Raw genomic sequence first — 13232 nt, forward strand, 5'->3', positions numbered from 1 at the left:
GGGGAGGGGCGGGGTGGGGGAAATCACCCCACCGGCACACCGCGCTTCGCGCGGGTCAGCGGCAGTTGTCCGCCGCTTCGATCAGGCGGGCCGCCTCGCCCAGCGCCTCCCTCAGGACCGCTGGGTCCGTGACCGGCTCCGTCCCCTCCGGCGGCAGCAGCCAGCCCGAGCCCCGTACCGGCGGCACGGCGCCGCGTCCCGCAGTCTGTGTGCACGCACTGCCGGGTACGTCCCACCCGTCCGCCGTGCCCGGCGGCACCAGGAAGCCCAGCGTGTCGCATGCCCCGTCGTGCAGCACCGGCCCCACCCCGGGCGCCGCCGCCGCGCGGCGCAGGATGTCGACGGCCTCCAGGCCCTGACGCGCGGGGACCGTCACCAGGTCGCACGGCGCGGCCGGCGGCATGCTGCTGTCCGGTGTGGGCCCGTGGGCCACCGTGGTCGAGGGTGTCGCACCGGCAGCCTCCATGCCGATCTCCAACAAGGGGATCCCCTCCTCGCCGCGTCCCATAGGGAGACACGTAGCCGGTCTCCGTACGGTTCAACGCCCGTCCGCGTCAAGGGCTACGGCGGCACGCCGCCGCAAAGGATGGCAGTTCATGGCAGATCACCGGCGAGATGTCCCATTTGTAGTCAAACCCTGTGTGAGCACCCTGTGACAGCAGGTACGTTCTTGCTCCGCCGGAACACGGCTGCACCAAGAGAGGGCTCGGCCATGGCGTCGTCGTCACAGGCATCGAGGGCGCATCCCCCGCACCCCAACCTGGCCTTCCGCCGGTTGCGCGGATCTCGCTCCCCGGGCGAGTTCGCAACGGCCGTCCGCAGGGCCGCCCGTGAGATCGGCGAGCAGGTCTCGTGCGACGCCCGCTACATCGGCCGGGTCGAGGCGGGCGAGATCCGCTGCCCCAACTACGCCTACGAGCGGGTGTTCCTGCACATGTTCCCCGGTCTCACCCTGACCGATCTGGGCTTCACCGCCCGGGAGGACGTGCGCGGCCGCGGCCGCCGCGCGGCCTCCGAAGCTTCCGGGGCACGCCGCCCGGCGTCCCCCTTCCCCCAGCCGTGCTGCCCCTTCGACGGCGGCCGGCCCAACAGCCACAGTGACATCGACGAGGAGAGCGACGTGCTGCGTCGCGCATTCATGACGAGCGGCTCCGCCACGGTGGCGGCCGCCTCCCTGGGACTCGGTCTGGGTTCCGGTTCCGTGCCCGCCCAGCGCCGGGTCGGCGAGGCCGAGGTCGGTGCCGTCGAGGAGGCGGTGCGACGCATCCGCCTCCTCGACGACCGGCACGGCGGCGACGGGCTCTACCGGCGGGCCGCCCAGCCGTTGAAGGCCGCGTACGCGCTGCTCGACGCGGGCACCTGGTCCCGCAGGTCGACGGCGGACCGCCTGCACGCCGGTGCCGGCGAACTCGCCCTGTCCGTCGGCTGGCTGGCCCACGACTCGGGCCGCTTCGACGACGCGCGTTCGCATTACGCGGAGGCGCTGGCCACCGCCCGCGTGGCGGGCGACCCGGCCCTGGAGGCGCACGCGTTCTGCAACACGTCGTTCCTGGCCAGGGACGCGGGCCGGTACCGGGAGGCGGTGCGTACCGCGCAGGCCGGCCGGCAGGTCGCCCGGCAGGTCGCCTCGCCGCGGCTGCTGTCGCTGCTCGCGCTGCGGGAGGCGGGCGGCTGGGCCGGGCTCGGGGACCGCACGGGCTGCGAGCAGTCGCTCGCCCGCGCGCACGCGCACTTCGCGCAGGGGGCGGCGCCGGACGACCCGGAGTGGATGTCGTTCTTCGCCGAGCCGGAACTGGAGGCGCTCCAGGCGCAGTGCTGGGCGGCGCTCGGCGACTTCACGCGTGCCGCACACCACGCGCGCCGCGCGGCGGCGCTGCAGGACCACCGCTTCACCCGCAACCTCGCCCTCTACCGCGCGGAGCTCGCCGCCGACCTGGCGCGCGCGGGCGCACCGGACGAGGCGGCCGCGGCGGGTGAGCAGGTGCTCGCGCTGCTCGGAGACGTCCGTTCGTCGCGTATCCGGACGATGCTGGCGGACACCGCGCGGGTGCTGGCCCCGCACCGGCGGGCCGAGGGGGTGGCGGCCTTCCTGGACCACCACGCGTCGGCCACCCGCCGCGTGGCCCGCGCGTAAGACGTCCGTGCCGGAGCGCAGGACGCCCGCGTCCCGCGCGTGAGGCGTCGGCCCGCGCTCAGACCTCCAGGTGACCCAAATCGTTCCAGCGCTCGAACGCCGGCTCCCCGTACGCCCACGAAAGAACCGACAGGCTCGTCGGGTCGAGGCGGATGCGCGCGCCGAACGAGATGTCCTCGCCCAGCCAGCGCGCGCCGATCGCCCGCAGGATGTGGCCGTGCGCGAAGACGAGCACGTCGCGGTCGGCGGAGAGCGCCCACTCGATGACCTCGTCCGCGCGGGCGGAGACCTGCGCGAGCGTCTCGCCCTCCGGGACGCCGTCGCGCCACAGGAGCCAGCCGGGCTGCCGGGCCTGGATCTCGGGCGGGGTCAGGCCCTCGTAGGCGCCGTAGTCGAACTCCATCAGGGCGTCCCACGGCTGCGCCCGGTCACCGAAGCCGGCCAGCGCGCACGTCTCGCTCGCCCGCACGAGCGGGCTGGTGCGTATCTCGACGCCGGGCAGACCCGACCACGGCGCCCGGTGCAGCCGCTCGCCGAGCAGCTTCGCGCCGCGCCTGCCCTCGTCCAGCAGCGGGATGTCCGTCCTGCCGGTGTGCCGGCCACTCAGCGACCATTCGGTCTGGCCGTGCCGAGCGAGCAGGATCCGCGGTGCCATGGGCGCTCTCCCTGATGTTCACAAGTGCTTGTCGTCCCATCATCCCGCACCACATCGGGAGGCAACCTCCGGGACCGTCCCCGCGTCCCTGTCCAGGACGGGTGATCCTTCGAACTGAAGACGGAGACTGACCGGATGCCGCTCCCCGCGCAGCACCATCGGCCCCGCTGGTGGACCGAGCTGATGCTGATCGCCGTGGTCTATGCGGCGTACTCGGCCGGACGGCTCCTCGCCCGCGGGGACGTGACGACGGCCGTGGACCACGGACTGGCGATACTCCGGGCCGAGAAGGCACTCCTGCTCAACGCCGAGCACCCGCTGAACCGTCTCTTCACCGACACCCCGGCGATCGGCATACCCGCCGACTTCGCCTACGCGACCCTGCACTACCTGGTGACCCCGGCGATCCTGGTCTGGCTCTTCCGCCGCCGCCCCGCCCGCTACCGGGCCGCCCGCACCTGGCTGATGGTCTCCACCCTGCTCGGCCTGGTCGGCTTCACGCTGATGCCGACCTGCCCGCCGCGGCTGCTCGGCGCGGCCCACGGCTTCGTCGACACGATGGCCCAGTACAGCGCGTACGGCTGGTGGGGCGGGGAGGCGAGCGCGCCGCGCGGACTCGGCGGCATGACCAACCAGTACGCGGCCATGCCCAGCCTCCATGTCGGCTGGGCGCTGTGGTGCGGTGTGATGCTCTGGCGGTACGGCCGTACGCCGCTGATGAAAGCCCTCGGCGTCGCCTACCCGCTGCTGACCGTGCTCGTGGTCCTGGGCACCGCGAACCACTACTTCCTCGACGCGGTCGCCGGGGCCGCCGTGATGGGCGTCGGAGCCCTGCTCGCGCCGTACGCGATGCGGCTCGCCGACCGGGTCGCGGCCGGCTTCGCACAGCCGGCGGCGCCCGCTGTTCCCCCCGTTGTCGGTGGCGAATGCGAGACTTCGGCGGGTGAGCGAATCCCCGGACAGCGCACCTCCTCCGAAGGCGCCGACGACAGCACTCAGGCAGCGGCTCGCTGAGCTGCGCGGCCCCGCGGCGCAGCCCCATCCGCTCGACGCCCGCGCGCTCGCGGCCCTTGCCGCCAACCCCGGCTGCAAGCGGCGCGCCCTGCTGGACGGCGCGGGCGTGGACAAGGCGGCGCTGGCCTCGGCGCTCGGTTCCCCGGCGGCGTTCGGGCAGTCGCAGTTCGCGTTCATGCGGGGGAACGCCTTCGAGGCCAAGGTCAAGGCCGACGGCGGCAAGGAGCTGATGCGGCTGCTCGGTCTCGGCGACCCGGGCGAGGGCCGCGTTCTGGAGGTTCCCGACCTCACGGCGTCCGGCCCCGAGGGCCGCGCGGCCCGCACCGCGCTGGCGCTGCGCGAGGCGACCGGCGCTGGGGGCTTCACGCTGCTCGACCACCCGATGCTGGCCCTGGACGTCGCGGGCTCCCCCGCGTATCTGGAGCCGGACGCGGTCGTCGTGCGCCCCGACGGCCGGTGGACGGTCGTGGAGATCAAGTCGTTCCCGATGATCGATTCGGCGGCGGACGCGGCGAAGGTGGGCGCGGCGGCCCGGCAGGCCGCGGTGTACGTGCTGGCGCTGGAGCGCGTCGCCGCGCTCACCGAGGGCGCGTCCGTGGCGCACAGCGTCCTGCTGGTCTGCCCGAAGGACTTCACCAACATGCCGACCGCGTCGGTGGTGGACGTGCGCAAGCAGCTGTCGGTGACCCGCCGCCAGCTGGCGAGGCTGACCCGGCTCGACGAGATCGCGGGAGCGCTGCCCGAGGGGGTGACCTTCGACGTCGAGGCGTGCTCGACCGAGCAGCTGGCCGACGCCGTCGAACAGGTGCCGCACGCGTACGCACCCGAGTGCCTGGCCGCCTGCGAGCTCGCGTTCCACTGCCGCGACCGGGCCCGGCTCGCGGGCGCGGTGGAGGCGCTGGGCCGGTCGGTGCGGGGCGAGCTCGGCGGGCTGACGACCATCGGGGACGTGCTCGCCGCCGCGCGCGGCGAGGCGGGCGACCCGGACGATCCGGCGGTCGGCGCGCTGCGCCGGGCGGCGGCCCTGCGCGCGGAGTCGCTCCGGGCGGCCGGCCGGGTCCCGTCGCCCGGGACCGTGGCCGAGGAGGGCGCCGCATGTCGCTGATCTCGACGCTCGCGCGGCTGGAGGCGGTCGAGTCGGGGCGGGCCCAGCCGCTCGCGACGGTCCGCCACCGTCATCTGTCGGACCGGCCCCTGGTGTTCGTCCCGCTGACGACCGCGGGCGAGGCCGGGGCCCCGCTCGGGGCTCTGGTCGGCACGGACCCCGAGCAGCCGCGGCTGCTGGCCGTGGCCCAGCCGCGCGACCGCGACCTGCGCTCGGCGTTCCTCGCCGAGCTGGCCGACGCCGTCCTGCCGTACATGGACGGGTTCGGTGACGACGTCGAGCACGTCGAGCGCAAGGAGACCGACGCGGAGACCGGCAAGAAGGTCACCGTCGAGGTCGAACTGTGCGCGGACGCCCCCCAGTTGATCGTGCCGAGCCGCGCGGGCGTCGAGTACGTACGGCTGCTGGGCCGTTCGATGCGCTTCCGGCGCACGGCCGAGCAGGACCCGGACACGCCCTACCCCGCGCCGCCGCGCGTCCCGCTGCTGGGCCGCTGGTTCACGCACTACGGGGAGCGGGCCCGCGTGCCCGGCTCCTCGCTGCTGCTGGCGGCGACCGACCTGCTGAACCGGCACTGGGCGACGGGCCAGTCCTCGCTGGAGGACCAGCATCTGGGCGCCGTGCTCGCCTGGGTCGACGCGGGCGAGGGAGAGTCGGGGGCCGAGGCCGCGCTGCGGGCCGAGCTGGCGCGCGACCGGGACGGGCAGCTGCTGTGCCCGCCGGCCGGTCCGGCGACCGACCCGGCGTTCGACAACCGGCTGCTGGCGCCCGCGATGGAGCGGTTCGACCGGGCGCGGCAGCTGCTGGCGGCCGCAGAGGACGGCGCGAGCGCGGACGAGCGCCTGGGCGAACTGCACGGCGCCGAGCGGGAGGTCCGCCGTCTGATCGCGAGCCAGTTGCGGCCGACCTGGCAGGCGGTGTGGCGCACGGTCGAGCTGATGCGTGCGCTGCCCGAGGGCGCCCGGGTTCCCGATCGCTGGACCCGCGACCGCTGGTCGTTCACCGCGCACCGCGACCGGGTGCGGGCCGGTGAGCCGCCGCAGCCCCGGCGCGACGACGCGGTGACCGCCGCCCAGAAGCTGGCCGCCCGCGAGAGCGCGCAGGCGCAGCTGGACGCGCACGAGGCGCTGGACGATCCCCTGGTACTGGCAGGCTTCCGGCTCGCGGGCCAGGCGTTCACCAGCGAGGTGCTCGACGTGGAGATGGCCTGGTCCGAGTCCAGGCGCCCGAGCCCGCGCCCGCTGGTCACGGTGCGCACGGACGACCGCCCGCACCTGGGCGAGGCCACGAAGGTGTACCGCTCGCTCGAAGGCAAGCCGCAGACCGCCGAGTTCGTGCGGTACGAGGGGGACGGCGTCCTCGTGCTGCGCATCACCGACCGCATGGGCCGCGCGAAGGAGCCCGCCGAAGGGTCCGTGCCCGCAAAGGGCGACCGGATCGACTGGACCCTGTTCGAGCACGACCAGCGGGGCGGCCCGAAGCTGCCCGACCCCGAGGAGACGCCGTGGACCCACGGCGGCCCTCCGCGCTCGGACACCGCCGAGAGCCCCGACCTCGTCACCCCGGAGGACCTCCTGTGACGTCTCCCGTGACGTTCGATCCCTCGGCGGAGGCCGCGCGCGCAACCGCCGCCATCCTGCACGACACCCTCCACGGGGACGCCCGCGGCGTCGTCGTGGACTCGCCGCCCGGCGCGGGCAAGTCGACGCTCGTGGTGCGGGCCGCGCTCGAACTGGCCGGAGCGGGGCGCCCCTTGATGGTCGTCGCGCAGACCAACGCGCAGGTCGACGACCTCGTGCTCCGTCTCGCCGAGAAGGAGCCGGAGCTGCCCGTCGGCCGCCTCCACTCCAGCGACTCCGACCCGTACGACAAGGCGCTCGACGCCCTGGACAACGTCCGTACGTCGGCGAAGGCCGCCGATCTCGCGGGCCTGGACGTCGTCGTCTCGACGGCGGCGAAGTGGGCGCACGTGCAGAACGTCGAACCGTGGCGGCACGCGATCGTCGACGAGGCGTACCAGATGCGCTCGGACGCGCTGCTCGCCGTCGCCGGGCTCTTCGAGCGGGCGCTGTTCGTCGGCGACCCCGGCCAGCTCGACCCGTTCTCGATCGTCGGCTCCGAACAGTGGGCCGGACTTTCGTACGACCCGTCGGCGAGCGCGGTCTCCACGCTCCTCGCCCACAATCCGGATCTGCCGCAGCACCGGCTGCCCGTCTCGTGGCGGCTCCCCGCGTCGGCGGCGCCGCTCGTGTCCCACGCGTTCTACCCGTACACCCCCTTCCGCAGCGGCACCGGCGCGGGCGACCGGCGCCTGGCCTTCGGCGTCCCCTCCGACGGCTCGGGCCCGGACCGGGTGCTGGACGAGGCCGCCGAGTCCGGGTGGGGCCTGCTGGAGCTGCCCGCGCGCCGCACGCCCCGTACGGACCCGGAGGCGGTCGGCGCGGTGGCACTCGTGGTGCGACGGCTGCTGGACCGGGGCGGGGCCACGGTCTCGGAGCTCCCCCATGGCCTCCGGCATGGGGGTACCCCCATGCCGGAGGCGACGCCGCTGACCGCGGACCGGATCGCGGTCGGCACCGCCCACCGCGACCAGGCGGCGGCGGTCCGGGCGGCGCTGGCCGACCTCGGGGTCTCGGGCGTCACGGTCGACACGGCGAACCGGCTCCAGGGCCGTGAGTACGACGTGACCGTCGTGCTGCACCCGCTGTCGGGCCGCCCGGACGCGACGGCGTTCCACCTGGAGACGGGCCGGCTGTGCGTCCTGGCCTCGCGGCACCGGCACGCGTGCATCGTGGTGTGCCGCGCGGGCGTGGGCGATCTGCTGGACGAACACCCCTCGACGGAGCCGGTGCAGCTCGGCGTGACCGTGAAGTTCCCGGACGGCTGGGAGGCGAACCACGCGGTCCTCGCGCACCTGGCCGAGCACCGGGTGAGCTGGCGGCCGTGAGGCCCTCTTGCGGCGAGCGGGACAATGGATGACGGTCCGGGGCTCGGGCCGTGGTGCGAGGAGGAGAACGGACATGGCAGAACCGGAGCGGACGACCGAGCGCAGGTTGCGGCCGGCCCCGCTGCTCTTCGAGCCGTCGGAGGCTGCCGCCGACCCCGAGCACTTCTTCGACTTGGAGTCCATGGAGGACCCCCGCGAGCTGCTGAGCCGGGCGACGGAGCTCACGCTGGCCTTCCGGGCGGCGACGGACCGCGCGATCGAGTACCAGGCGATGGCCGCGGCCCAGCTGGCGGACCCGCGCCGCTTCGACCGGCTGACGCCGGGGGACATCGGGGAGCGGGCGGGCTGGACGGAGGACTACGCGAAGAAGATGATCGAGTTCGGCCGCGACCTCCTCCGCGGGGCTCGCTGACGCTCGCGGGACCCCCGCGTCCCCGGGTGTGGCCCCCCTGCCCGGGGGTGGTGCCGGGTGCCGGGGCCTCCGGAGTGGGGTACCCGGACTGCTTTACTCACCGCGCTTCGCGCGAGCTGCGGCGCTTTACGTCCGGGCACCCCCCTCCTCCGACCCCGACCCCCTCCGCCCGGCGGAATCCGTTCCGGCCACTGGTCGTCACCACGATCGACGGCGCTGCCTGGGTGGGTCGGGTGCCCACGGATGGTCGGCCAGGGGTCCGAGCCCGGATAGGGACGCGCAGGGGTCGTGTTCGGGACGTAAGGCGTCGTGAGATAGGGACCGACAAGTTCGTGAAAGCAGTCCCGGATACGAGCCCCGGAGAGGCCCGACGCCGCGGTCCTGACCGGGTCCAGTACGAGAAACCCGGTCCGCCGCCCGCCAAGGGCCCCGCCCCGGAGGGGCCCGACGCCACGCGCCCGGACCGGGCCACGCACGAGAAGCCCGGTCAAGCCCCGAGCACGCCGCGCTTCCGGACCCGGCCACGCACGAGCGCGCAAACCGGTCCGTCCCAAGGGCCCCGCATATGCCAGGCACACGCGGCCAGGCGCAAGATACTCCCCTGCGCCCCGTCCTGTCCCTGTTTCCGCCAACCCTGGGGAACCGGATCGTTACTGCCGGTAGACCTTGGATGCATGAGCGCATGGCTGCGGGACCGAGAGCACACCACGGACATCTTCGCCCTGCTGCGCGAGGAGAGCCGCGATCATGTCGCCGAGGTCACTCCCCCCGGTGCCGGGTGGCTCGCCTCGGCCCGGGCGCACCCCAGGTCGGCGCTGTCCCAGTGGGAGGACCGGCCCACCGCCCCCGCCGTCCTCCCGTGCGGCACCGTCTTCGACGTGGTGAACGTGCCCACCGTCTTCGGGCGCCGGATGCTCGACCGGCTCTGGCGCGAGGGCCCCGGCTCCGGGCCCGTCGCCATGCACCGCGGGCGCATGATGCTCTTCGCCGCGCCCGGCACCGCCCAGCGCCTGCCGTCGCTGCTCGACTGGGAGGTGGGGGTCCCCACAGGACGAAGTCCTAGGGGGAGGGGCGAGGCCGTCCCGCCGCTCATCTGCCACGGCACCGGCGACGCGGTGACCGTCCCGCCGCTGACGCCTTCCGAGACCGCCTTGGCGCCGCGCTGGCTTGTGGCCCCCGACACACGCCACCCCTGGCTCCCCGGGCCCGAGGTACTGCTGTGGGCCTGTGTCCGGGCGGCTCGCGACGGGGCCAGGATTTCGATTTTTCCTCCCGCCGAACAGGATGCTAAGGTCTACGACGTCAGCAGGCGCCGCTAGCTCAGTTGGTTAGAGCAGCTGACTCTTAATCAGCGGGTCCGGGGTTCGAGTCCCTGGCGGCGCACAGACGGGAAAGGCCCCTCGCGAGAGCGAGGGGCCTTTTCGTGCCCGCGCGGACAGGCCCTCACGCGGTCGTGATCTTGACGGTCCACGCCCCGGTGGGCGTACGGTCCGCCACCTCCACCCGGGTCCGCCCGCCCGGCGGGCCGGGCACCGTGAACGTCTCGCCGACCTGGAGCGGCGCGTCCGCCAGCGACGGATAGACCGACTCGCCGTCGCACGCCTCGGTCTCCGGGTGCGTGTCCACGACCTCGATCGGCCCGTCGCCCGACGCGGCCTCCCCCTGGACGCGGTAGAGCAGTACCCCCTCGGTGCAGGTGAGCTCGTCGTTTCCGGTGGCGCTGCGCGCCTCGATCGCGAGCACGCTGTTGTGCCCGGTGCGCACCACCGCGAGCCGCGTACCGACGCTGCCGCCCCGCACGGGAGCGGCGGCGAGCGGTTCCAGGGTGACGATCTCCGCGCCGCCGGGCGGGCCGGCCGAGCCGGGCGCCCGGTCGCCGCCGTTGACGCACCGGACCTCGGCGCGGCCGATCCAGCCGAGCTTCCACTTGTGCCAGCCGAAGAGGTCGGGTGCGAGGCCGAACTGGCTGCCCATGACGTCCCAGTCGCCGACGTGGGTGTCCCAGTCGCCGTAGCCGCCGTCCTCGGGCCGGTGGTAGAGGTCGGGCAGGTCGAAGACGTGCCCGGTCTCGTGGGCCAGGACGTTGCGGTCCGGGGGATGGCGTTCGAAGACGGTGACGACCCGCCGGATCTCGGTGTCGTCCGCGGTCAGCGGCCGGTCGAAGTTGACGACCTTGGTGGCGTCGGAGTCGACCCCGGGGGCGTCCGGGTCGGCCACCAGGTAGACCACGTCGTAGCGCGAGAAGTCGACGTCGTCGTCGGCCGCGTCGATCGCGTCCCGCAGGTAGTCGGCGCGCCGCTCGGGGTCCCAGTCACGCCTTATGTCGTAGACGACGGACGCCTTGGGCATCGGCACCCACTCCGTCTGCGGGTGCGCGCGCAGGAGGAACTTCCCGTACGAGGCGCGCCGGAAGAAGTCGCTGGTGGCGGGGAAATGGTCGGCGGCGAGCTCCTGCGGGCTGTTCAGCGGGACGGAGTCCGGGAACGACAGGAAGATCAGCACGGCGTCGAGCCGGTCGGCGGGACGCGGATAGGAGGAGTTCCAGGAGTCCAGGCCCAGGGAGTGGTGGGCCTGGGTACGGGGCAGTGCGCACGGTCCGGAGGTGGAGTCGGCCACGGCGGGGCCCGCCACGAGCGAGGTGGCCGTGAACGCCATGAGAGACGTGAGCGCGGCCGCGACGTTGCGCAGGCGCACACCTTCCACTCTCCCGGGTGTTCCCTCGTGCGACTGCTGACCCTCCACGTGGACCTCCGGCTCGGGAATGCTGGATGCCTCACCCACCCTGTGATGTTTTGCGGAGGTTTGCCCTGTTCCGGTGCCCCACTCGGGTGACCGGGTCGACACCGGCCCGATGCCGACCCGAGATGCGGCGACACTCCGAAGGCTCACGGAACGTCACATCCGGTCAAGGGGGGCGCGACCCCGGTCGCCACCCGCGCAGAAACGATCGGCCGTGGTGTCCGAGCGGCCCCCGCCGGGCCGGTGACGCTGGAACGGCCGCCGCGCCAGCCTCTATGATCGGCACACTTTCCCCGAGTTCTTGCGGGATTTCTTCGGTGAATGTCTCGGGCGGCCATCCCCCGACCACATTTGTACGACCCTGTACGACACACTGCATGCGGGAGTGAGCGGTGAGCGGAACCTCCGAAGGACAAGGGCCCGCGGGCGTCGCAGTCCCCGGAAACGTCCGCCATTCCGTCACTGAGCGTTACGGCGTGGGCCCGAGCTCCGCCGAGCTGCGCGACTACCGCGCCGCGTTCAACGCCGCCCAGCTCGCCATGGCCGTCGTCGACCACGAAGGACTCGTCGTCAGCGCCAATGAGGCGTTCGCGGCTCTCCTCGGCAGCCGCCCGGCCGAACTGCGCGGCCAGTACGCCGCCGACCTCGTCGACCTCGCCTCCGACGCCCGCACCTGGCACGCCTACCGCGAGGTGCTGCGCGGCCGGCGCTCCCGGTTCCGCTGCACCCGCCGCCTCAAACACCCCGACGGGCGCGCCCTGTGGGCCGAGGTCACCGTCGCGCCCGTGCCCGGCACCGGCGACGTGCTGCTGTCCGTCGCCGACATCAGCGACCGGCGCGAGCTCCACGCGCGACTGCGCCACCTCCAGCTGCACGACCCGGTGACCCGGCTGCCCAACCGGACGCTGTTCTTCGAACGGCTCACCGCCGCGCTGGAGTCCTCACCGTACGACCACGGTTCCACCGGCCGGATCGGGCTGTGCTACCTGGACCTGGACGGGTTCAAGGCCGTCAACGACACGCTCGGGCACCGGGTCGGCGACCGGCTTCTGGCCGCCGTCGCCACCCGGCTGACCGAGCTGGCCGACAACAGCGGCGGGCGCGGCTGCGGCCACCTCGTCGCGCGGCTCGGCGGGGACGAGTTCGCCATCCTGGTCGAGGACTCCACGGGCACCGAGCAGCTCGCCGATCTCGCCCGGTCCGTACTGGCGGCGCTCCAGCAGCCGTTCGACCTGGCAGGCCAGCGGCTGTCGGTGTCCGCCTCCATCGGCGTGGTGGAGCGCGCGGTGGCCGGGACGAGCGCGACCGGGCTGATGCAGGCCGCGGACACGACGCTGTACTGGGCCAAGGAGGACGGCCGCGCCCGCTGGACCCTCTTCGACCCCGAGCGCAACGCGCACCGGATGACGCGCCAGGCGCTCTCCTCGACGCTCCGCCCGGCCGTGGAGCGCGGCGAGTTCGCCCTGGAGTACCAGCCGCTGGTGGGACTCGCCGACGGGGTGACGCGGGGTGTGGAGGCGCTGGTGCGCTGGAATCACCCGCAGTTCGGCACGCTGACGCCGAATCGGTTCGTCGCCATCGCCGAGGAGGACGGCTCGATCGTGCAGCTCGGGCGGTGGGTGCTGCGCACCGCGTGCCGCCAGGCACGCCGCTGGCAGCTCGACCATCCGGGCGTGGAGCCGCTGTTCGTGAGCGTCAATGTCGCCGTACGGCAGGTCTGGGACTCCGACCTCGTGGCGGATGTCGCGGAGATCCTCGCCGAGACGGGACTGCCGGCGCACCTCCTCCAGCTGGAGCTCACGGAGTCGGCGGTGATGGGCTCGGCGGGCCGGCCGCTCCAGGCGCTGAAGGCGCTCAGCGAGATGGGTGTGCAGATCGCGATCGACGACTTCGGCACCGGTTATTCGAACCTCGCGTACCTGAGCCGGCTGCCGGTATCCGCACTGAAGCTCGACGGAACGTTTGTCCGCGGTTTCCAGGACGAGGCCCACGCGAACCCGGCGGACGAGACGATCGTCGAGGCGCTGGTCGAACTCGCCCACCGGCTGGGGCTCACGGTCACCGCCGAGTGCGTGGAGACGTCGGGCCAGGCGTCCCGTCTGCGGCGCATCGGCTGCGACACGGGGCAGGGCTGGCTGTACTCGCGGGCGGTGGCACCGGAGCGGATCGCGGAGATGCTGGGCACGGGCACGCGCGCGCAGCCGGCGAGGGCGTCGGGCTGAGGGC

Annotated in this window: 11 protein-coding genes and 1 tRNA gene; 9 read left to right on the forward strand and 3 right to left on the reverse strand. The window is 73.8% G+C overall.

The genetic code is table 11. The features are described 5' to 3' along the window. Positions 1-55 precede the first annotated feature (55 nt). Positions 56-466: a hypothetical protein gene (locus tag ACF08N_RS10190; protein WP_392324328.1), complete on the reverse strand. Its 411-nt coding sequence runs from the start codon at positions 464-466 to the stop codon at positions 56-58. Between the two features lie 246 nt (positions 467-712). On the opposite strand from ACF08N_RS10190, the gene ACF08N_RS10195 reads away from it, so the two are divergent. Beyond that, positions 713-2134: a tetratricopeptide repeat protein gene (locus ACF08N_RS10195; RefSeq protein WP_392324144.1), complete on the forward strand. Its 1422-nt coding sequence runs from the start codon at positions 713-715 to the stop codon at positions 2132-2134. Between the two features lie 58 nt (positions 2135-2192). Here the strand turns inward: ACF08N_RS10195 and ACF08N_RS10200 are convergent, their stop codons facing one another. After that, positions 2193-2789: a histidine phosphatase family protein gene (locus ACF08N_RS10200; RefSeq protein WP_392324145.1), complete on the reverse strand. Its 597-nt coding sequence runs from the start codon at positions 2787-2789 to the stop codon at positions 2193-2195. Between the two features lie 135 nt (positions 2790-2924). Here ACF08N_RS10200 and ACF08N_RS10205 point away from each other — a divergent pair, with 135 nt between their 5' ends. The 7 genes from ACF08N_RS10205 to ACF08N_RS10235 all read left to right on the forward strand — a co-directional run bounded on the left by ACF08N_RS10205 (position 2925) and on the right by ACF08N_RS10235 (position 9650). Continuing rightward, on the forward strand, positions 2925-3803 hold the full coding sequence (locus ACF08N_RS10205) for a phosphatase PAP2 family protein (RefSeq protein ID WP_392324146.1): 879 nt from the start codon (positions 2925-2927) through the stop codon (positions 3801-3803). Continuing rightward, a complete protein-coding gene (locus ACF08N_RS10210; RefSeq protein WP_392324147.1) occupies positions 3733-4908 on the forward strand; it encodes a hypothetical protein in 1176 nt (391 codons plus the stop codon). The genes ACF08N_RS10205 and ACF08N_RS10210 overlap by 71 nt, the downstream gene beginning before the upstream one ends. Next, positions 4899-6488, forward strand: coding sequence for a hypothetical protein (locus ACF08N_RS10215; protein WP_392324148.1), 1590 nt, complete (start codon positions 4899-4901; stop codon positions 6486-6488). The genes ACF08N_RS10210 and ACF08N_RS10215 overlap by 10 nt, the downstream gene beginning before the upstream one ends. Further along, on the forward strand, positions 6485-7855 hold the full coding sequence (locus ACF08N_RS10220; protein ID WP_392324149.1) for an AAA family ATPase: 1371 nt from the start codon (positions 6485-6487) through the stop codon (positions 7853-7855). Before ACF08N_RS10215 ends, ACF08N_RS10220 begins: the two co-directional genes overlap by 4 nt. A 73-nt stretch (positions 7856-7928) precedes the next feature. Next, the gene (locus tag ACF08N_RS10225) at positions 7929-8267 is read left to right on the forward strand and encodes a hypothetical protein (protein ID WP_392324150.1); all 339 of its coding nucleotides are present in this window, start codon (positions 7929-7931) and stop codon (positions 8265-8267) included. Positions 8268-8941: 674 nt separating this feature from the next. Next, positions 8942-9586 (forward strand): bifunctional DNA primase/polymerase, encoded by a 645-nt coding sequence (locus tag ACF08N_RS10230; RefSeq protein ID WP_392324151.1) that lies wholly within the window; start codon positions 8942-8944, stop codon positions 9584-9586. After that, a tRNA-Lys gene (locus tag ACF08N_RS10235) sits at positions 9577-9650 on the forward strand. Before ACF08N_RS10230 ends, ACF08N_RS10235 begins: the two co-directional genes overlap by 10 nt. Before the next feature lie 60 nt (positions 9651-9710). On the opposite strand, the gene ACF08N_RS10240 is transcribed toward ACF08N_RS10235, so the two are convergent. Next, entirely contained in the window at positions 9711-10970 is a 1260-nt protein-coding gene (locus tag ACF08N_RS10240) for a M6 family metalloprotease domain-containing protein (RefSeq protein WP_392324152.1), read from the reverse strand. A gap of 428 nt (positions 10971-11398) precedes the next feature. Between ACF08N_RS10240 and ACF08N_RS10245 the strand changes: the two genes are divergently transcribed. Further along, positions 11399-13228: a putative bifunctional diguanylate cyclase/phosphodiesterase gene (locus ACF08N_RS10245; protein WP_392324153.1), complete on the forward strand. Its 1830-nt coding sequence runs from the start codon at positions 11399-11401 to the stop codon at positions 13226-13228. Positions 13229-13232: the final 4 nt, after the last annotated feature.

Origin of the sequence: Streptomyces sp. NPDC015127 (assembly GCF_043080095.1) — a bacterium.
Lineage (GTDB): Bacteria > Actinomycetota > Actinomycetes > Streptomycetales > Streptomycetaceae > Streptomyces.